Source organism: Arthrobacter sp. TJ-240, from assembly GCF_058269195.1.
In genome coordinates, this window is the sequence record NZ_JBZCNG010000001.1 from 187,419 (window position 1) to 206,857 (window position 19,439).

Annotated in this window: 15 protein-coding genes, 1 tRNA gene and 1 other RNA gene; 12 read left to right on the forward strand and 5 right to left on the reverse strand. The window is 65.5% G+C overall.

The features are described 5' to 3' along the window. Window positions 1–9 precede the first annotated feature (9 nt). From AC4D2C_RS00860 to AC4D2C_RS00890, 7 genes are all read left to right on the forward strand, one after another. The gene (locus tag AC4D2C_RS00860; RefSeq protein ID WP_490911774.1) at window positions 10–618 is read left to right on the forward strand and encodes a hypothetical protein; all 609 of its coding nucleotides are present in this window, start codon (window positions 10–12) and stop codon (window positions 616–618) included. Continuing rightward, a complete protein-coding gene (locus AC4D2C_RS00865; RefSeq protein ID WP_490911775.1) occupies window positions 615–869 on the forward strand; it encodes a hypothetical protein in 255 nt (84 codons plus the stop codon). The genes AC4D2C_RS00860 and AC4D2C_RS00865 overlap by 4 nt, the downstream gene beginning before the upstream one ends. Further along, entirely contained in the window at window positions 869–1,042 is a 174-nt protein-coding gene (locus AC4D2C_RS00870; RefSeq protein ID WP_490911776.1) for a helix-turn-helix domain-containing protein, read from the forward strand. The genes AC4D2C_RS00865 and AC4D2C_RS00870 overlap by 1 nt, the downstream gene beginning before the upstream one ends. A 56-nt stretch (window positions 1,043–1,098) precedes the next feature. Beyond that, complete coding sequence (locus tag AC4D2C_RS00875) at window positions 1,099–2,304, forward strand: UvrD-helicase domain-containing protein (RefSeq protein WP_490911777.1); 1,206 nt, start codon at window positions 1,099–1,101, stop codon at window positions 2,302–2,304. Between the two features lie 20 nt (window positions 2,305–2,324). Further along, entirely contained in the window at window positions 2,325–3,425 is a 1,101-nt protein-coding gene (locus AC4D2C_RS00880; RefSeq protein ID WP_490912990.1) for a replication initiator, read from the forward strand. Window positions 3,426–3,524: 99 nt separating this feature from the next. Beyond that, window positions 3,525–3,782, forward strand: a complete 258-nt coding sequence (locus AC4D2C_RS00885; RefSeq protein WP_490911778.1) for a hypothetical protein — start codon at window positions 3,525–3,527, stop codon at window positions 3,780–3,782. 502 nt (window positions 3,783–4,284) lie between these two features. Then, a complete protein-coding gene (locus tag AC4D2C_RS00890) occupies window positions 4,285–4,797 on the forward strand; it encodes a hypothetical protein (protein ID WP_490911779.1) in 513 nt (170 codons plus the stop codon). Window positions 4,798–5,348: 551 nt separating this feature from the next. Here the strand turns inward: AC4D2C_RS00890 and AC4D2C_RS00895 are convergent. Together AC4D2C_RS00895 and AC4D2C_RS00900 are read right to left on the reverse strand one after the other, a co-directional pair. Then, window positions 5,349–6,536 (reverse strand): tyrosine-type recombinase/integrase, encoded by a 1,188-nt coding sequence (locus AC4D2C_RS00895; RefSeq protein ID WP_490911780.1) that lies wholly within the window; start codon window positions 6,534–6,536, stop codon window positions 5,349–5,351. Between the two features lie 124 nt (window positions 6,537–6,660). Beyond that, window positions 6,661–6,745, reverse strand: a tRNA-Ser gene (locus AC4D2C_RS00900). Window positions 6,746–6,870: 125 nt separating this feature from the next. Here AC4D2C_RS00900 and ffs point away from each other — a divergent pair. The 4 genes from ffs (at window position 6,871) to recR (ending at window position 12,311) form a co-directional block, all read left to right on the forward strand. Next, window positions 6,871–6,966: signal recognition particle sRNA small type (gene ffs, locus AC4D2C_RS00905), an RNA gene on the forward strand. A 27-nt stretch (window positions 6,967–6,993) separates the two neighbouring features. After that, window positions 6,994–7,959 carry a tRNA glutamyl-Q(34) synthetase GluQRS gene (gene gluQRS, locus AC4D2C_RS00910; RefSeq protein ID WP_490911781.1) on the forward strand — a complete coding sequence of 322 codons (966 nt, stop codon included), beginning with the start codon at window positions 6,994–6,996 and terminating at the stop codon, window positions 7,957–7,959. Beyond that, entirely contained in the window at window positions 7,956–11,540 is a 3,585-nt protein-coding gene (locus tag AC4D2C_RS00915) for a DNA polymerase III subunit gamma and tau (RefSeq protein WP_490911782.1), read from the forward strand. The genes gluQRS and AC4D2C_RS00915 overlap by 4 nt, the downstream gene beginning before the upstream one ends. A gap of 174 nt (window positions 11,541–11,714) precedes the next feature. Next, entirely contained in the window at window positions 11,715–12,311 is a 597-nt protein-coding gene (recR, locus tag AC4D2C_RS00920) for a recombination mediator RecR (RefSeq protein ID WP_334208587.1), read from the forward strand. A 115-nt stretch (window positions 12,312–12,426) separates the two neighbouring features. On the opposite strand, the gene AC4D2C_RS00925 is transcribed toward recR, so the two are convergent. Both AC4D2C_RS00925 and AC4D2C_RS00930 read right to left on the reverse strand, forming a co-directional pair. Further along, window positions 12,427–13,557 carry an ABC transporter permease gene (locus AC4D2C_RS00925; RefSeq protein ID WP_490911783.1) on the reverse strand — a complete coding sequence of 377 codons (1,131 nt, stop codon included), beginning with the start codon at window positions 13,555–13,557 and terminating at the stop codon, window positions 12,427–12,429. Beyond that, entirely contained in the window at window positions 13,554–14,486 is a 933-nt protein-coding gene (locus AC4D2C_RS00930; RefSeq protein WP_490911784.1) for an ABC transporter ATP-binding protein, read from the reverse strand. Before AC4D2C_RS00930 ends, AC4D2C_RS00925 begins: the two co-directional genes overlap by 4 nt. Before the next feature lie 228 nt (window positions 14,487–14,714). Here AC4D2C_RS00930 and AC4D2C_RS00935 point away from each other — a divergent pair, with 228 nt between their 5' ends. Next, a complete protein-coding gene (locus AC4D2C_RS00935) occupies window positions 14,715–16,001 on the forward strand; it encodes an aspartate kinase (RefSeq protein ID WP_490911785.1) in 1,287 nt (428 codons plus the stop codon). A 223-nt stretch (window positions 16,002–16,224) separates the two neighbouring features. Here the strand turns inward: AC4D2C_RS00935 and AC4D2C_RS00940 are convergent, their stop codons facing one another. Continuing rightward, complete coding sequence (locus AC4D2C_RS00940) at window positions 16,225–19,410, reverse strand: S8 family peptidase (RefSeq protein WP_490911786.1); 3,186 nt, start codon at window positions 19,408–19,410, stop codon at window positions 16,225–16,227. Between the last annotated feature and the right edge of the window lie 29 nt (window positions 19,411–19,439).

The window sequence follows — 19,439 nt, forward strand, 5'->3', positions numbered from 1 at the left end:
AGACAGAAAGTGTTCAGGAAATCTGTAGCAATCACAGCATCACTCATGCTCGCATCAGGGTTGGCAACCCTCGGCGGCATAGCCACAGCAGGCATCGCATACCCTGCAGGCGACGACGCGGGACCATGCGTCATCGCAGTGTGGAACGACGACCCATCGATCACAGCGAAGCGTGGCAACTGCCCTGACGAGGTCACACCCGTTGAGGACGCGCCGGCACCGACACCAGCACCGGTCGAGGAAGACCCCAATGCAGTAGTACCAACGACCGGCTACTTCGTTATGGCGTCACTCGAACTCGGGTACGAGTACCGCGACATGCCCTTCCACGTGCAGGCCAACGATCAGCGGACCGGCGACCTCGTATTGCAACGCAGCATGGGAGCAGGCGAGACATGGAGCCTGACTGATTTCGTAGAGATTCCTACTGCTAAAACCGAGACAGATTCGCCGTCATACCTGATCACTGTCACCGTCAACGGCGACACGTACAGCTACACAATCACGGCCGATCAGTACATCGATCAGTACCCGAACGAACCGGGCGATCACACGTCGATGGTGGCGAACTGTCAGACGCTGCTTGATGCTGGCATCTTCGAACACGACTGCCAATGACCATACTTCGCAAGGCATACGGCGAGTGGTTCGAGTCCTTCATGGACTGCCTGGAGATCTTCGATCACATCCTGCATGGTCGGTGGCCAACGCCGGACGTCCTGATTCCTGAGGAGGTCGAGCAACGCGCACCAGAGGTCAAGAAGGGTGACATCAGCACGGAGGACCTCGTCAGGTTCATGCAGTCGCAGGGTAAGCCGACAGGCGTTTTTGACGCGTACATCAAGACAGCGAAGGGAGGTGAGCAGTGATGACAGACGAGTGGATGAGCACGAATGAGATTGCTGAGAAGTTGGGTCTATCGCCCAACACGGTGAGAGCCCTTCTAGTCGAGGATCGCGTTCCGGTCCTGAAGTTGAAGACGAAGTGGCGTATCAAGCGCACGGATTTTGATGCGTTGGTAGCACGCAGGTTCAAGGCCTGATCCAGACGGTGCCCACACCGTACTAGTCCCCGTTGTGGGCATCGAAAGGAGTAATCATGCAGTACACACAGGAACAGATCGACGTTGCGGCAGACCGCTCCACACGGCTGTTGGTTAAGGCATTAGCAGGGACAGGCAAGACAGAAACAGTCGCATTACGCATCAAGTCGTTGATAGATGAAGGAACATCGCCCGACGCAATTCAGACGCTTTGCTTCACCAGATCGGCCCGCGATCAGATCAGGACACGCCTTGACAGCAAGGGATTACACGCGGTCAACGTCAGCACGGTTCACGGGGCGGCATGGAAGGTCATGGAGGAGTGGTGCGAGGCAAACGGCAGGGATATGCCACGCGTCAGCACATGCGAGAAGTACGCAAGGCAGGCATTGACGACCCTCGGAATCAGCCCGACAGACGGCAGCACCAACGCGGTCCTTCGCTTGAGCAACGCAAAGTTCAACGAATCGTTCGGTGGGGTCACGCTCGCGCAGTTGTCGGCACAGGAGCTGATCGAGGCAGTCAAGATGTTCAGGTCGTTAAAGCGTCAAAGCAAGGTCTACGACTTCGATGACCTCATGGTGCTTGCCGCACACGTTGCACCGCAGGCGGCCGATGAAGTGATCGTGGATGAGGCACAGGATCTGTCAGCGTTGCAGGTCAAATTTGTTGAAGGTCTTACGCGTGATCGCATGACGTGGGTCGGGGATTCCAACCAGGCAGTGTTCAGTTTCGCAGGCGTCGATGGTGGCCTGTTCGGATCGTTGGCAGAGTGGCAGGAACTCACGTTGTCGAAGTCGTTCCGTAGTGCAGAAGAAATCCTCGAGGTCGCAAATCAGGTCGCATCGGATGTCTTGCACACGGATCAGCACGGCGGCACAGTCACGGTCGAACAGGTCAGCTACGACGACGTTGCAAGTCATGTGGTCACGAGCAAGCCTGTCGGGTCGCATGCAGTCGTTGGCAGAGGGAAGAACAGCCTTGAGCGGATCGCAGTCGCATTGGAGGCATCAGGTCGCATCGTTCAGAGGTCATGGACGGATCAGGTAGACGGTGCAGAGGTTCACGTCAGCACGGTTCATAAGGCAAAAGGCAGTGAGTGGGACAGCGTGACGGTCGTTGATCTCAGGGCATCAGGGTTCAACGGTTGCGACGAGACAGACGAAGAACGCCGGTTGTTTTACGTGGCAGTCACACGAGCAAGACGGACGCTGAAGTTGATCACTTTGGACGGTGAGTTGCCGTGGAGGGTTCAGCTGTAAAAGGCCTCCTGATCGCGAGCATGCGGCGTACGACGTGCAGCAGACCGAGGAAGGTTCGCAAGGGAAACGGCATCGTATCTTACGTTCGGTGCCAGTCGAAGAAGGCCAGTGAATGCATCGCATGTTCAGTCATGCACGCAACGGACCAGAAGCGGTTGATCGGGTCAGGATGCAACGTCTCAGAGCGTGACGGCATCAGTGCGGAGGCGTTGGCAGGGTTCAGGTTCTACTTCGTGACGTTGACTGCGCCATCCTTTGGAGGGATCCACCGTGTTCCGAAGAGCAAGGGATCAGAGGTAGGTCGTTGCACATGCGGATCGGTTCACGAGGCCGGAGACGAACTCAGGGGAACACCGACGAAGCGCGGGTACAGGTACAGCAATCAGGTCAGGTGGAATCAGGCAGCAAGCGAGTTGTTCCGGCGCACGATGAAGTACACAGAGGATCTCCTTCCCGATCTTGAGTGGTCGTTCGCTCGGGAGTGGCAGGCACGAGGGGCACTCCATTTCCACGGGATCATGCGCGTTCCAACAAGTCATGACGCAGCTAAAACGTGGCAGGCACTTCAGTTGATGAGGACGTACAGCTACGGCGATTTTGCATGGGGTAAGCAGGTCGACGTGCAGGGCATCAGTGGAGATTCAACCGCGTCATCCGTCCGGTACATGTCAAAGGTCGTCGCGTACACAGCGAAACAGCAGGGAGATGAGGGCCTGATTTCAGAGCCACGCAGGCAGCATTACGACAGGTTGGACAAGCACGCAGCGCGGTTGATTTGCGGCAGTCGAGGATGCAAGGGAGACGGAACCTGCTCTGGAGCGGCACACCGATCGTTCGGGTACGCAGGCCAAATGATTACTCGGTCGAAGCAGTGGTCGCTGGCAGGACTCACGCGGTCAACGTTGGTCGAGGAACGCAAGCGATACGCAGAGCAGAACAGCAGCGCATCGCATCAGTCGGGCCTTGAAGTGTTGGCGAAAACATGGGACACGGATCGACGTGCAGTGCTTCGGGAGGAATGGATCGACGTGGACTTAACGCAAGAAACGTTGGACTCGTTTTTCGGTGAGACAGCTGGTGAGACGGTCAGCACCAGTAACGGCGGGACCACGGCAAACTAGACGGATTGTCGGCAGTAGCAAAGACATTCACCGAATAAACAGCGATCTGCACAACCGTGCGGAATCGATACGAGAATGGCACCAGCAAGGAGATAGGCGATGTTCCAGTACAAGATCGAGACGGTCAATCTACGAACGCAAGCACGGGCAGACATCGCCCATTGGGAGGAAGATGACGAGATACCCGACGCGCACCGCAGTCAGCAGTTGTGGGCGAAAGCAAAACCGGGTCGGCCAGCAGTGATGTGGATTCAGGGTGAGGACGACCACGAGATGGTGCCGCTGCACATTGCAGGTTTCGCAGACGATGCGCACACTTTAATGAGCATGATCGGCAGCGGACATAGCTGGGGATAACAGACAGGATAAAGGCGGTTGCACCTCGCGGTTGTGGCCGCCTTTTTCTATGCCCTCTTACCTGAGACAAGAGATAATTTGATCATCGCCTTGCAGGCACTGGTTCCACGGGAATCGAATATGGGCCAGTGATGATGATTGTGTACGGATTGTAGCTGCCGTCAGATAGCGGCACTTTTCCCAGCACATGACCGGCACAATAGGAGTAAGGAGGAACGGACCTCTCGTACTCGCCCCCATGCACGGTAAGGGTCCAAATTCCGTCTTCGGTGCAGGACGCGATGTGGCAGCTTTGGTAAGTAGTCATGATCCATCGTAAGCACTTGTAGCTCCTTGCCGGTGCATCCCGTTCACTACCCACTAAACGGCAGTAGGAGACGATCTGAGAGGGTTAGAGTGCAAAGTGGTACACGCACACGTCGAACGATTGCAAAGCGCTTAGAACGGCTGGTAGCGCCGCAGCGTTCGTTCGAATGTTCGCATCCAGACTACACTCGTGATTATGGAATTTCTGGGTGTTCTTGTCACGGGTCTCGTCACTATATTTGCGGTGTGGATTGGCTCTCACCTCTCGCAACGTCTTTCGGAGAAGGATTGGGTGCGGGAGAAACGTGGAGCAGCGTACCTCGAACTGCTCGATCTGCTTCTTGAGATCAACTCAACATTCGCGGTTGGGTTGAAGGTCAGTAGCCTCGAAACTGAATCAGCGATAGCGCATGGTCACGACTTTGAAGGCGTAGAGAACTTGTGGCGTGGCCAGATCAATGATCTAGAGCACGTAGAACTGCGAGTTAATATGCTGGGTGGGAATCTGACGGAGGTTTATAGACAGAACGCCAACGAGGTGATTCTGGACATGCTAGAAGCGGTGGGTAGTGATGAGATTTCAGAGAAGGAGTGGAACGCCATCTCGAAGCGGGGTGGTGAACTGGTGGACGAACTGGTTCAAATCGGGCGCGCAGATCTGGGGATCGTTGCAGATAAGAGGTTCAGGATTGGCCGACGCAAGTCATAGCGAAGTAAGACGAGGCCAGCGAAGCTGCCGCGAGTCGCCAGCGGCGCGATAGGACCGCACACAAGCAAGGTTCGTTGTGTGACCACGCGATGGAGTCGGAGGAGCCGACAGGAGTGGACTGGTTCGAGCGAGGCTCGCCGAGCGAGGACAGGCCGATGACGGGCGCGAGCTGCGCGACGGAGTTTGGTTGCGTGACGACCGCAGCTGTGTGAGGTCATTGAGCGCCGTAGTCGGGCGGCGAGTGGAGGTGTGGACGGCGCAGCCGGCCGCACAACTTGATTATGTATAGAGAGTCGTCACGTAGACGAAGATCAGAATGCAGACAGGATGACCAGGAAAGGACGGTGTAGCGTCACGAATCTTCCCATGAGCAATCGCAATCACGCATCAAGTTCGACCGCACTTTTTTCGGCACATTTGAGGACAGTTTGTGGAACCTCTCAAGAGGTCGAGCGAAGCGCGGACCGGTTGTAAGTCTTTGAGGGGTGCAGGGGAGTTTGGGCGATAGCAAACGTCCCCGCGTGTAGCGAGCAGAGTAAGTAGTCAGCCAATCATCGGTTCATGAAAGGATTGAGCGCTTCGGTCGCACCCTTCATCGCCGCCTTTGTCGTGTGAGTGTAATGAAGAGTCATAGCTTTGTCACTGTGACCGAGAATTTGCTGTGCGACTTCAAGAGGAACACCGCTTGCATACATTAGTGAAGCTGTTAGGTGGCGAACGGCATGAGGCCGGAAGTAGTCTGCTTCGATCGACGGAGTCCCATTTTTAGTCATGTATCCGTCAAGCGATTCCTTCCATTTTTTGAGGTGCAGGTTATAGGAAGTTTGCATCCCCGCAGGCGTCAGAAAGATTAAATCGGCGAACTGTTGGTCAACCGCTTTACGATTCTTTTTCTTTTCGTCAAGAAGGCGCAGTCGCCAGAACTCCGGCAGATCGATTGTTCGTGGTTTCTTGCCCTTAGTTGTATCTTTGAGGTAATAGCCCGAATTGCCGGTGTGTTTTTCATGACGTGATAGTTGTTGTCGGATGATCAACGACGCGCCGTTCTTCTTCTTCAGATTGTTGATGCAAGACCATTCAAGTCCGAGAAGTTCAGAACGCCTCAAGCCGAGAAACATAAACGTAATGCGGTTGAAGTGCTCGTGGTATTCGTTTTCGGGATTACCGATCCACTCTAAATAGTACGGAGCAATTCCCAGTCGCTTATTGATATAGCGGTCGTCATTCTCGGCGACGTTTGATTTATGAGTTGGTGTAGCGACCCCGTAAAGCGGATTTGTTTGAATGACTCCACGTTTTTTCGCGTGGTTGAGCATGGTGCTGAAAGTTTTGTAGGTATGCAGTCGGGCAGAAGAACCGATGTTGTCGAGCTTCGAATAGAAGAGATCAGTGAGAACACTGTCAGTCAGTTTTTCAAGCGGCTCACTACCGATGTGCGGCAGGATGTGGTTTTCGATGTCCTTGCGGTATTTCCGGTAAGACTCGTCGCTCAGTTTTTTGTTGGTCGGTGAGTCCAGCCAGATGTCGAGGTATGCGCTGACCTTCGGAGTCGTGGCACGTCGCGGAGCATCAAGGCCCGTTTGCATGATCGAAGCCATCTTGTCCGTCCGTCGTCGGACTGCTTCCCTCGCGGTGTCCCCGTACCCACGGATGAAGCGGCGCTTGCCAGCCTCATCGATGTACCAGTACGAAGCGCACCACACGCGCCTGCCGTTGTTCGTCGTCTCGAAGGTGGACATGCGTCCCTGATACCCCATGGACGGCAACGTAACAGATAACGATACAGACGGACGATGCGACAGGTGCTTAAACGCAAGAGAACCCGCATGATCTCAACGATCACACGGGCTCTCCCGCTGCTTGCGGAGGATGGGGGATTTGAACCCCCGAGGGCGTTAACCCAACACGCGTTCCAGGCGTGCGCCATAGGCCGCTAGGCGAATCCTCCTCCTTTGGAGCAGATACCAGAATACCCATACAAGCGGATCCTGCCGAATCGTGCCCGGCGCGGGCCTCCCAGCGCCCCCTCCCCCGCCGATTCGAAAGCCGCGCATGCTCCTGTGTAGACTATTTCCCGGCCCCTCATGTGGTGTCATCCTGTGAACTCCCCCAGGACCGGAAGGTAGCAAGGGTAAGCGGGCTCTGGCAGGTGCATGGGGGGTCTTCACTTTAAGCGAGCACGGCGGGAGGTCGGACGTGGCAGGCAGAGGCGCCGGCCGGTTTGCCCCCAGCCCCTCCGGGCAGCTGCACATCGGCAATCTCCGCACCGCCGTCGTCGCCTGGCTCTTCGCCCGGTCCACGGGCAGGACCTTCCTCCTCCGCGTCGAGGACCTCGACCGCGTGCGGGCCGGTGCCGAGGCGGAGCAGCTGGCCGAGCTGGCCGCGCTGGGCATCCTCTCCGACGGGCCCGTCGTCCGCCAGAGCAGGCACGCCGGCCGCTACGAGCAGGCTCTGCGCCGGTTGCAGGCGGAGGGCCTGGTGTACGAGTGCTTCTGCACGCGCCGGGACGTCGCCGAGGCCGCGAGCGCCCCGCACGGCCGGCCCGGCTTCTACCCGGGCACCTGTCGCGGGCTCGCCGAGGACGAACGGGAACGACGGCGGGCGCAGCGGCGACCGGGGCTTCGGCTCGCGGCCGGCGTCGGGACCTGGGCCATCGAGGACCTGCTGGCCGGGCACGTCACCGCCCCGGTGGACGACTTCGTGCTGCAGCGGAACGACGGCGTGATCGCGTACAACCTCGCGGTCGTCGTGGACGACGCCGCCCAGGGGATCGACCAGGTGGTGCGGGGCGACGACCTGCTCGAGTCCGCTCCGCGGCAGGCCTACCTCGCCTCGCTGCTCGGCCTGCCGGTCCCCACGTACGCCCATGTACCCCTGGCCGTCTCGCCCGAAGGCCGCCGCTTGGCAAAACGGGACGGCGCTGTGACACTGGAGGACCTCGCGCGGCTGGGCTGGTCACCGCACGCGGTGCTGGGCGTCATCCTGGCGTCGCTGGGCCTTCCCGGAGGGTCGCTCGAAGCGGCTCTCGCATCATTCGACCCCACCCGACTGCCCCGTGATCCGTGGGTCGTGGACCCTGCAGTCCTGTCCGCCGGCCCGTTCCCGGCCCCCGACGGTCCGGCATGCAAACCGTCAGCACCAACCGATAAGGTTCTTCCGTGAGTACAGCCCTCTACCGCCGCTACCGTCCCGAGACCTTCGCGGACGTCATCGGCCAGGAGCATGTCACCGAACCCCTGATGGCGGCCATCGACAAGGACCGCATCAACCACGCGTACCTCTTCTCCGGGCCCCGCGGGTGCGGCAAGACCACCTCTGCCCGCATCCTCGCCCGCTGCCTCAACTGCGCCCAGGGCCCCACCTCCACCCCGTGCGGCACCTGCGACAGCTGCGTCGAGCTCGCCCGCAACGGATCCGGCAGCCTGGACGTCATCGAGATCGACGCCGCCAGCCACGGCGGCGTGGACGACGCCCGTGACCTCCGCGAGCGCGCCACCTTCGCACCCGTGCGTGACCGCTTCAAGATCTTCATCATCGACGAGGCGCACATGGTCACGTCGGCGGGCTTCAACGCACTCCTGAAGATCGTCGAGGAGCCGCCGGAGCACATCCTGTTCATCTTCGCGACCACGGAGCCGGACAAGGTGATCGGCACCATCCGCTCCCGCACGCATCACTACCCGTTCCGCCTCGTCCCGCCCGAGCCCCTCATGGCCTACCTCGAGCAGCTCTGCCGGCAGGAGAACGTGCCGGTGGCACCCGGCGTGCTCTCGCTCGTCATCCGCGCCGGCGGCGGCTCGGTGCGCGACTCCCTCTCCGTGCTCGATCAGCTGATGGCCGGTGCGGGCGAGAACGGGCTCGACTACGAGCTCGCGGTCTCGCTCCTCGGCTACACGCATGCCACGCTGCTCGACGACGTCGTCGAGTCCGTCGCCGCCGGGGACGCCGCCACGGTGTTCAACGCCGTGGACCGCGTGATCCAGACGGGGCACGACCCGCGCCGTTTCGTCGAGGACCTGCTGGAGCGCTTCCGCGACCTGATCGTCATCAACGCCGTCCCCGAGGGTGCGGCGTCGATCCTCCGCGGCGTCCCGGACGACCAGCTGAACCGCATGCGCTCCCAGGCCAACCAGCTGGGTGCGGGCGAGCTCTCCCGCGCAGCCGATGTCACCAACACGGCCCTGACCGAGATGACCGGTGCCACCTCGCCGCGCCTGCACCTCGAACTCCTCTGCGCCCGGCTGCTGCTCCCGGCCGCGGACGCCACGGTCCGCGGCACCCTGGCGCGGGTGGACCGCATCGAGCGCCGCCTCGAGTACGCCGCCGGCACCCCCGCTGCGGAAGCCGCGGCGGAGGCCCCCGCCGAGGAAGCACCGAAGACACCGGCCCGTCCCCGCCTCGATGTCCCCCGGACGGCGGAGGAGGCCGCGGCCCGCTGGTCGCTGCCCGCCGCCGACCCGGCCGCTCCCGCCGTCGTTGCCGCAGGACCGGGCGCGCACTCCCCCGCCGTCCCCGGAGCGTCCCGCGGCGACCGGCCGGGCGCAGTGCCTGCACCTGCCGACTCCTCCCCCGACTGGGGTGGCAGCTGGGGGGTCTCCACGGATTCCGCGTTCGCGGAGTCCGAGCCGTCGAAGGGCGGACCGGCGAAGCAGCCCGCAGCGGGCGGATCCGCGAGTCCCTCCGGTCAGGCCCCCGCAGCGCCGGCCACGTCGCCTGCCGCTCCCGGGCCCGGGCCCGGGTCTCCGGCGGAACGGCCCGCGAGCGGCCACGCTCCCGCCGCGGCCGATGCTGCGGTGCCTGCTGCGTCGTCCTCGGCGCAGCCTGCCGCGCCGGCTCTCGGCGCACCGCAGCAGGACGACGGACGCGCTCGATCCGGTGGCGGCGAGCGGCAGCCGCCGGCCGATCTGCAGGCCGGGACCGAACGCGGTCCGCGTCCCGACGCCGTGGGCGGTCCGTCGAACGGGGCCCCCGCCCACGAGGGGAACGCGCCGTCCTGGGGCGCGCCCACCCAGCCGCAGGACGGACCGCACGAACCTGCCCAGGGCACCCAGCAGGAGCCGGCGCGAGGGCCGGTCCAGGGCGGACCGCCTATGTCTGCCCAGGGCACCCCGCAGCAGGGGCAGCCTCAGCAGGAGGCCCGCCGCCCGGACCAGGGCCAGCCCGGCCAGCAGAGCCAGCCCGGCCAGCCTGTCCAGCCCGGCCAGCAGAGCCAGCCCGGTGCGTCCGGCGCCTCCGGCGGCAGCGTCGAGATGATCCGCCGTGCATGGCCCGAGATCATGGACGAGGTCGCCCGGATCAAGCGGGCCACGTGGCTGATCGTCAACGTCTCCGCGAAGCCGCGCTCCTTCGAGGGCAACCAGTTGGTGCTGGCCTTCGCCAACCAGGGCAACGCCATCGGCTTCCAGCGCGGCCCCCACGTGGACAACGTGAAACAGGCCATCCACACGGTCCTCGGGCTCACGTGTTCCATCGAGGCGGTCCACGACGCCGGCGGGGCAGGTGAGTCGGGCCCAAAAGTACCGGCCAGTCAGGCGGCCCCGGGCAGTAACCCGGGCCTCGGCACTCCCGCGCCGTCGATCGCTCGCAGTGGCGCTGACGGTGCCCGCACCGGTGGGGTGAACTCTTCTGCCGATGGACCCGCCACGGCGGCCGTGGCCGGGGCGGAAGCCCTGCCCCCTGCCGCTGAGCGGCCGGCGGCTCCGTCGGTGCCGCCATCGGTGCCGCCATCAGCGCTCGCGGCGGGAACCCCTTCCGGGGACGCCCTGTCCACCCGCGAACAGGCTCAGCCGCCCTCCGCATCGACCCGCAACGGCAGCCACCCGGCAACCCGTCCCGTGGTCCGAGGCGTCGAGCCGGGCCGCACCCCGGACCGGCAGGGCGGCACTCCGGGGAACGCCCCGCAGAGCAGGCCGGGCAGCACAGGTTCCCGCCGGGCGGACACCCGAGGACCGGGTCGGGCCGCCGCGCCCACCGACGGCCCGGGGTCGGAGTCCGTCAGCGCGTGGGATCCCTCGATGTCGGACGACTCATGGGCGCTCGTCGAGCCTCCCGAGGAAGCCTTCGACCCCGGGAACGACTGGGGGCAGGTGCCGGACGATCCCTACGAGCGGCGCTCCCGGGAACCGCAGGCAGCGGCAACGCGTCCTGCCCCTGCTCCCTCGCCGGCTCGCAGCGGCGTTCCGGCCGAGCCTGCGTCGGCGCCGGCACCGCAGCGAGCGCCAGGAGCCACCCCTGCGGCACAGGTTGCCGAACCGGCACCGTCCCGGTCGGTGGTCTGGAGTCCTCCCGCAGCCACGACGCCGCCCGCGACCCCGCCGCCTCGCGGCCTGGCAGGCTCGGGTGCACGCGGCCCCGTGCCGGACCGGTCATCAGGATCCGCCGCATCCACCGATCCCGCGGGGTCCACCGGAGCCGCAGGAGCCACGGCCGGCACCGGCACCGGGCCCACCCGGCCCGTCGCCCCCTCCGGATCGGTTGGAACCGCTGCCCCTGATCGTCCGGCTCCCGCCGGGACCATCCGGCCGAAGCCGATCAGCCGCTATCAGCAGCTCCTCGACGAGGCCGAGCGGAAGCGCGCCGAAGAGGCTGCGGCCGCCCGCGGTGCCGTGGACAGGCGCTTCGTGGTGGACGAGCCCAGCGCGGACGACGAGACCATCGAGGAGTCCGGACTCGTGGGCCGCACGGCGATCGAACGCATCCTCAACGGTCGGCTCGTCGAGGAACGCAGCATCGACGGTCAGTGACGCCGCTCGGCGCGTAAGGGCATGCCGAGGGCGGAATCGGTCTGCCGTGCGACCTGCCTGCGGCCGTGCAGGGCGGACAATGGAGGGGCGCTCCCGTGCCCGTCGCGGGGTGGCGAGCAGCATGCCGACGGCCACGACGAAGTCGGTCAACCAGACAGCAGAAAAGGGACCATCGTGTACGAAGGTGCAGTGCAGGAGCTGATCGACGAGCTCGGACGCCTGCCGGGGGTAGGGCCGAAGTCGGCCCAGCGCCTCGCGTTCCACATCCTGGAGGCGGACGGCGAGGACATGAAGCGCCTCGTCACCGCGATCACCACGGTCAAGGAACGCGTGAAGTTCTGCACCATCTGCGGCAATGTCGCGGAACAGGACAAGTGCGCCATCTGCCGCGACCCCCGCCGCGACCCGTCCATGATCTGCGTGGTCGAGGAATCCAAGGACGTGATCGCCGTCGAGCGCACACGCTCGTTCCGTGGCCGGTACCACGTCCTCGGAGGCGCGATCAATCCCATCGCCGGGGTGGGCCCGGACCAGCTGCGCATCCGCGAACTACTGTCCCGTCTCTCGGACGAGCAGGTCCAGGAGATCATCATCGCCACCGACCCCAACCTCGAGGGTGAGGCGACGGCCACCTACCTGGTGCGCATGCTGAAGACCATCGGCATCCCGGTGACCCGCCTCGCCTCCGGCCTGCCGGTCGGCGGCGACCTCGAATACGCCGACGAGGTCACCCTCGGACGGGCCTTCGAGGGCCGTCGCGCCATGTCCTGACACGATCGGCCCCGAGACCCGCCGACAGCGCCGACGAGGGCCTGACGCGGGGCGACCCTGGTCCGTGCGGATCGGGACGCCCCGTCGGACAGCGGCCATCAGGACACGGGGACCGTCAGGCGATGCGTGTGCCCTGCGCCAGGCGCCTGGCCGGCATGGTCAGTCTCCGGCGGCCGACGAGGAGGAGCCCTCCGGCCAGCAGGAGCTGGAGTCCGAGGCCCAGCGGCCAGATCGGCACGCCCTGCGGCAGCGGCTGGCGCCCGCCCATCGACTCCTCGCAGGTGACCTCGAGGTCCGGCCCCGCCTGGGCGGAGCGCACCCCCTGGCTGACCGTCTCCATGACGCCCGGCGCGTAGTAGCCGCCGGCCATCCCGCCCGCCGCCGGGTCGACGTCCGCTTCGGGAAGGTTGTACGGCACGGCGTCGGCGACCACCACGAACGGGTTCGCCGCGAGCAGCCACGTGATGTACTGCGTGTCGGGGAGGTCGGAGGTGTAGGTCTGGGTCTGGCACACCGCCTCGGCGCCCTCTTCCGGGATGCCCATGCTGTCGAGGCTGCTCTCCGGATAGGTGTAGTACGAGGACCGGACGGTGCGTTCCTCCATCACGAGCGTGGTGCTCAGCCCGAAGACGATCACGGTGCCGACCGCCAGCAGCGCCACGAGCATGTACGTGCTGACGATCGAGAACAGGGGCCGGTTGGCCAGCGCCGAGACGCCCACGCCGATGGCGCAGACGACGCCGAGTTCCACCGCGAGCATGACGAGCGAGACCAGCGCCTCCGCGGCGTTGACCCCTCCCAGCGCCAGGGCCCAGAAGATGAAGGGGCTGCTGAGGACGAGGAACGCGAGTGATCCCACCCAGGAGGCGAGCCATTTGCCGATGAGCAGCTGCCCGGGGGTCAGCAGGGTCACCTGGAGGATCGCGAGGGTGCCGCCCGCCCTGTCGCCGTTCACGGCGTTCGCGGACAGCCCCGGAGCGACGAGGAGGCCGAACAGCAGCACGAAGCCGACCACCAGGTCGAACAGGATTCCGCCCTCGTTGCCGGTCGCCCCGAGGAACGCCGTCCCGAGCACGAAGATGAAGGCGATCACGACGAACCAGATGGCGAGCATCCAGTACCAGCCCCTGCCCCGCAGGCGCTGGCGCATCTCGAGGGAGAACACGGTCATGACGGCGGACCGGAAGGGCAGCCTCGCGGAGGACCGGACGGGCTGCGGTGAGGAGGGTTCGGTAACAGTGCTCATAGTCGGTCCGTATCCAGGCTCATGTAGGTCTCTTCGAGGGCGCCTCCTGCGGGCGCGAAGGCGGTGACGACGACATCGGCCATGACCAGGGTGCGCAGCAGCCAGGAGGCTTCCGCCGTGCTGCCGAGCTGGACGAGGAACTCCTCACGCCGGGAGTCCCCGCGCCTCTCGAACCGGACCCCGTAGCTCTGCAGTGCCTCCGCGAGCACCGTCATGGGCTGTGCCTGGACGTAGTAGCGGCGGGTCTGGCTGCCGGCCTCGTCGAGCGTCTGGCTCTTGACGGACTGCCCGCGGCTGACGAAGACGGCACGGTCGGCGATCTCGTCGAGCTCCGACAGGACGTGGCTGGACACGACGACGGTCTTGCCCGCCGCGGCCAGCGCGCGCAGGAGGGATCGCAGTTCCACCCGCGATCCTGGGTCGAGCCCGGACGCGGGCTCGTCGAGGAGCAGTACCTGCGGGTCGTGGATGAGGGCCCGGGCGAGGCTGAGCCGCTGTTGCTGTCCCCTCGAGAGCACGCGCGCCGGCCGCCGGCCGAATTCGGTGAGGTTCACGGTGACCAGCAGCTCTTCGGCGCGCCGGGCGCTGTCGGCGCCGCTCATGCCGTAGAGGGCACCGACGGTCCTCAGCACTTCGACGGCGGTGAGGGACTCCCACACACCGAGCGTGTCCGGCATCCAGCCGATCCGGCTCCGCACCTCCCCCGGCTGCGTGACGGGATCGAAACCCGCCACGCGCACGGTACCGAGATCGGGCGCCAGCAGGCTCGCCATGATCAGCATCAGAGTCGTCTTGCCGGAGCCGTTGGGACCGATCAGAGCGGTCACTTCCCCGGGCGGAGCCACGAAATCGATGTCGCGGATCGCCTGCACCGAGCCGAAGCTCCGTGCAACCCCCTCGACAACGATTCCCCCAAATTCGTCTGTCATGGTACGAGCGTAGGCGACACCGCCGCATCCGGACCGCAGGGCGGCACGAAAAGGCCGCCCTGCGGGGCTGTTCTTAATCCGACCCGGACTTTGAGCGCGCAAACGGCCCGCCGCTACACTGGCACGGGTGTTGGATTCCCGTCCGATGTCCCCGAGGCGCCGGTGCTGCCGCCCCTGGATTCCAAATCAGCACGGCGAGGTCCGCCGTCGTCCCCAGTGAGCGAGTGCATGAGCCTCATAGTCCAGAAATTCGGCGGATCCTCCGTAGCCGACGCCGAGGGCATCAAGCGGGTCGCGCGGCGCGTCGTGGACACGCAGGCCGCGGGCCACCGCGTGGTGGTCGTCGTCTCCGCCATGGGTGACAGCACCGACGAGCTGCTCGACCTCGCCGCCCAGGTCAGCCCGACGTCGGACGCCCGCGAGATGGACATGCTGCTGAGCGCGGGCGAGCGTATCTCCATGGCACTGCTCGCCATGGCCATCCACGGGGCCGGCGCCTCCGCCCAGTCCTTCACCGGCAGCCAGGCCGGCATGATCACGGATGCGATCCACGGCAAGGCGCGCATCATCGCCGTCTCGCCCCACCGCATCCTGACTGCCATCGAGAAGGGCGACATCGCGATCGTCGCCGGGTTCCAGGGCATGAGCCGTGAGAGCAACGACATCACCACCCTCGGCCGCGGCGGGTCCGACACCACCGCCGTCGCGCTCGCTGCAGCCCTCGACGCCGACGTCTGCGAGATCTACACCGACGTCGACGGTGTCTACACCGCGGATCCGCGCGTCGTCGCGTCCGCGCAGAAGATCGACACCATCTCCAGCGAGGAGATGCTGGAGATGGCCGCCTCGGGCGCGAAGATCCTGCACCTGCGCTGCGTCGAGTACGCGCGGCGCTTCGGGGTGCCCCTCCACGTCCGCTCCTCCTTCACCCACAACGAGGGCACCTGGGTGCTGCCCAGCCCTGACGACCAGATCAAGATTCAAGAAGGAGAACCCTTGGAACAGCCCATCATCTCCGGTGTAGCCCACGACCGCTCGGAAGCGAAGGTCACCGTCGTCGGCGTGCCCGACATCCCCGGCAAGGCGGCGGAGATCTTCGGGATCGTCGCGGGTGCCAACACCAATATCGACATGATCGTCCAGAACGTCTCGACCCACGGCTCGGGCCGCACGGACATCTCGTTCACCCTGCCGATCGTCGACGGCGCCGAGGCCCTCGCCGCGCTCGGTGCCGCGCAGGACCGCGTGGGCTTCGAGACGGTGGAGTACAACGAGAAGATCGGGAAGCTCTCCCTGATCGGCGCGGGCATGCGCTCCAACCCCGGTGTCTCGTACCGGTTCTTCCGCGCCCTGTCCGATGCCGGCGTGAACATCGACATGATCTCCACGTCGGAGATCCGCATCTCCGTGGTCACGGGCGCCGATCTGCTCGACGACGCCGTCCGCGCTGTCCATGCCGCCTTCGAGCTCGACGGCGACACCACGGCCACCGTCTACGCCGGCTCCGGGCGCTGACACCACCCACTCCGTCGGTTCCGCCGGTGCCGGTGCCGGCCTGACCTTCCGTCGTTCCTGGTTCTCGACACCGGAGTGCGTCTCGGAGGCCGACGCGCGGGGGTACCCGGGCACTCGCCGGTGAAGGCAGGAACGACGACGGCGCCGACATGACGAAGGCCGGTGGATCGATGATCCACCGGCCTTCGTCATGGGCCCTTACGGGCGGTCACTGCTGCCGGTGCTACTTGCCGCCGGTCGGAGTGGTCGACTCGCGAGGACCGGTGACGAGCTTGTCCGCCGGGCTGACGGTGGGGAGCTCGGCCGCAGGCTGAGCGGCGGGCTGGACCGCAGCGGCGCCCTTCCCGTCGACGACGACCGTCACGTAGGTCACGGCCGAGGAACCGTCGTAGGTCACGCGGCCCACGTAGGATCCGGCGGCGAGGCCGGTCCAGTTGAGGGTCACGGAACCCTTGGTGCCGTTCGCCAGGGCGAGCGGGTTGGGCGTCAGGGTCGCGTTCTTCTCCGCGCCCGTCAGGATCGCCGCGTCGATGGTACCGGCGGTCGGCGCGTTGCCGGTGCTGGCGTACAGGTTGGCGATGATCCGGTAGTTGCCCGGTGCCGGGTTCTCGAGCGTGATGGTCTCGCTTGCGTCCGACGTCGCCACCTGGGTGACGGTGCCGGCCGGCGTGACGAGGAACATGTCGAAGTCGGCAGTCGGGTCGCTGGAGAGGACGGAGAACTTCGCGACCGGGGCGCCTGCGGGGACGGTGACGTCCTTGACGGCGTTGGAGGCGTCGTTCCCGTTGGCCAGGCCACCGGGAACCAGGTTGATGGCCGAGGAGTCCGCCTTGGCGAGACCCTGCAGCGTCATCCTGATCGGGGTGTTCGTCCCCGAGGTGACCTCGAACGTTCCGCTGCCGTCGGGGCCGGCGGAGGTGAAGGCCGCCTCGGCGGGAGCGTTGACGGCCTGGGGGCGGACGGCCACCGGTGAGGTGACGGTCTTGCCCTGGCCGGCCCAGGTGAGCGAACCGGCGGCGAACTCGCCGAACGGCGCGCTCTGGTTCTCGAAGGAGACCTTGAACGTGCGCGTCTCGCCGGCGGCACTGAAGTTGAGGATCGACGGCGTGACCGTGACCTTCACTCCGGGGACGTTGGCGGTGGCGCGGTAGAGGCCGGGCGTGACGGCGGTGACCGTGCGGGTCACCTCGGTGCGACCGGTGAGGTTCCCGAGCGCGAACGACGGGACGTTGGTGTCCTTGGCGGCGACGGGCTGGAGGCCCGGGATGCCGAGCTCCACACCGGTGCCCGCGATGAAGCGCAGGTAGTCATCGGCGTTCTGGTCGTACACCAGCCCCGGGCTGAGGACGGAGGCCGGGTTGATGTGGCCGGCGCCCACGGCGAGGACGTCGGTCTCGACGCCGCCGGTGGCGGTCTTCAGCGGGGTGGCCGTGGTCATCATGGCGGACTTCACGGTCGCCGGCGACCAGGTGGGGTTCCTGCTCAGCACGAGTGCGCCGAGACCGGCGACGTGGGGCGACGCCATGGAGGTTCCGGACAGGAAGCCGAACTGCGCGCCGTTGGAGCCCACCGTGGAGACGCCCGCGAGGACGGCCACGCCGGGAGCCGTGACATCGGGCTTCAGGAGATCGGAATCGGTGGCGAGCAGCGGGCCGCGCGAGGAGAACCCGGCGACCTGCGGGGTGGGGGGCAGCGGCTTGCCCGTGGTGTCCGTGGGCTTCAGGGCGACCGTGATCGACGGGTTGGCCGCGACCTTCGCCTTGAGCTCGAGGGCCTCGGGAGCATTCACGTGCACCGTGGGGATGACGTGCTGGTCGGTGTCCGTCGAGGAGTCGACCAGGTTCACGAGGATCATGCCCACGCCGCCGCCGCGCTTGACCTCGGCGCTCTTGGCGGTGCGGTCGACGACGCCCCGGTCGCAGACCACGATCTTGCCGGCGATCTTCGCGGGATCCAGGGTGTTGGGACCGCAGAGGTTCGGGTTGACGGCACCCGGGGCTGCGACGTTCGCGGCGACGACGACCGGGCTGGCCGGGACGCCGGTGCGCATGATCGAGGCACCGCGGTACTTGGAGCCGTCGGAGAACTCGGCCGTGCCCTGCAGTTCGTAGTTGAACGTGCTCGCGGCGACCGTGGTCATCCAGGGAGCGCCGTGGTTGACGGTGCTCGGGGTGGGGCCGGAGTTGCCGGCGGATGCGGCGACGAAGATGCCCGCGGACGTGGCCGAGAGGAAGGCGAGGGACACGGGGTCGGTCGTCGTCGTCGTGCTGCCCGAGATGGAGTAGTTGAGGACGTCCACGCCGTCGAGGATGGCCTGGTTGATGGCCGCGATCGATGCGGAGGAGTAGCAGCCACCGGTGCTGGCGTCGTTGTCCTCCCAGCAGGTCTTGTAGACGGAGATCTTGGCGGCCGGGGCCACACCCGAGGAGACACCGAAGTTCCGGCCGTCGACGGTCTGCGTGACGCCCGCGTTGCCGGCCGCCGTGCTGGCGGTGTGCGTGCCGTGGTTGTCGATGTCGACGGGGGAGATGACTTCCTGGGGTGCGCGGTCCTCTTCGGGGACGCTCGCGAGGAACGTGTCGGCGAAGTAGCGCGCCGAGATGACCTTGGAGTTGCAGAGGCTGCCGTCGAAGTCCTCGCCGACCTGGCAGTCACCGACGAAGGTGCTGCCGTCCGACTTCAGCATGGCGATCTCGCCGGCTGCGTTGAGGTAGGGCTCGCCCACCTTGGGCTTGGAGTTGCCCTTGAGCGGCTTGACCGGGCTGCCGGCGAAGAAGGGGTTGTCGGGCGCGTAGCCGGTGTCGATGACGCCGACGACGGTGCCCGCACCGGCGTTCTTCTCGCCGCCGAACTGGCTCTTCCAGATGCCCTTGTTGCCGTTGAGTCCGAGGAAGTCGATGCTCGAGTAGTCCGGGGCGTTCTCGACGTCCGGTGCCACGAGCAGGACCTTGTCGCTCTTGGCGAGTTCCACGGCCTGGTCGGTGCTGAGGTCCGCGGCGAAGCCGTTGAGCGCGGCCGTGTAGGTGTGGTTGATCTCGATGTTCTTCTCGGCGGCCACCTCCTGCTGCTTGGTCTCGAGGAACTCGGAGTACTGCTGCACGTTCTCAGCGGCGGCGTCGAGCTTCGTGCCCTGCTGCGGCTTGGTCGGCGCGATGCCTTCGACGCCGCCCTCGTAGGTGGCGACCGGCTTGTCGGCGAGCACGACGATGTACTTGCCATCCGGGTACTGCGCGGGGTCGAGCTCCTTGGCCGGCGCCTTCTGGGGCGCGACCGAGGTGGCCGGAGCAGGGGCTGCGAAAGCAGCCGGCGCCACGGCCGTCGATGTCACCAGCAGCGGCAGACCAAGAACGATAGCCGTGGCAGTGCGCAGGGTGCTGCGCCCCGGCCCGGCTTTTCTCCGTTGTGTCATTGGAAGGTAGTGCCTCTCGTGAAAGTGCG